The organism is Oleiphilus sp. HI0066 (genome assembly GCF_001635725.1).
The window spans coordinates 1-1,102 of record NZ_LWFH01000775.1; the positions used below are offsets into that span (position 1 = coordinate 1).

The following is a 1,102-nucleotide window of genomic DNA, read 5'->3' on the forward strand; positions in this document are numbered from 1 at the left end:
GATCATCACGAAAGAAAGGCCTCTTTCTATTAAAAATGATATTGGCATCGATGAACACGATACCGAAGGCCGTGTCATTTGCGCAGAGTACGAAGACTTTTATCTCGTCACCGTTTACACACCTAACTCCGGGAGCGAACTCAAACGTCTGCCATATCGTCAAACTTGGGACAAAGCTTTTCTTGAATACATTCAAACCCTAGAACAAACCAAACCAGTATTAGTTTGCGGCGATTTGAACGTTGCACATAAAGATATTGATCTCGCGCGTCCGAAGCCAAACTACAATAAAAGCGCAGGCTACATGCAAGAAGAAATCGATGGTATGGATGCCTATACCAATGCGGGCTTTGTCGATAGCTTCCGACATATTCATCCAGAGCAAGGTGAGCGTTATTCTTGGTGGAGCTACCGTGCTGGAGCACGTCAGCGCAACATAGGGTGGAGGATTGATTACTTCTTAGTGTCTGACTCTTTTAAAGATCGCATCAAGAATGCAGATATTTTTGATCAGGTGATGGGTTCAGATCACTGTCCAGTGATGATCGAGGTATAGTTTTTTCTTCTATTCAGGTTTCGTCCTGAAGGACGAGTTAAGGGAGTAGCTGACACTCCCTTAACAATGACCCAGGCCACCCTCTCTTACTAAGAAATTCACCTCGTCCCTGTCAGCCCCTACTTCCTAGCCCTTCGGGTTCATTCGTTGCTCAAGAATAAACAGCGCCTGCGGAACTCGCTCACTTCGTTCACTCAGACAATCCTCGGCGTTAATCTGTTTATTCTTTTCGCGACTCATCTAGTCAGAAGGGGGAAGTTAGTGCCAAAAATATACTTTATCGAAACGGCCACCCTCATCTTGAGGGACGAAAGCTCGCTAGTGAAAATCGGGAATACGCGAGGACTGCCCGAGCCGAAGGCGAGTCCCGCAGCGCCGATTTGAACAAGAACTTGAGTGTAGCCGAAGGCCCCGAGAGCTGGGGCGCATTTAGATTCTTAAGACCTTTAGCGTTAAAGGTCTTAAGGCGTTGTCGGCCGCTGCCGACAAGAAAAGAAGAAGCTAAATCGAAACAACACCTGAAACAAAAGCGCTTAGGCATATGGC

General features: G+C 46.8%; 1 protein-coding gene. It reads left to right on the top strand.

Translation table 11 applies throughout. The features are described 5' to 3' along the window. The coding region (locus tag A3738_RS09270; RefSeq protein ID WP_068763563.1) for an exodeoxyribonuclease III at positions 1–556 on the top strand (556 nt) is incomplete at its 5' end. Positions 557–1,102 lie beyond the last annotated feature (546 nt).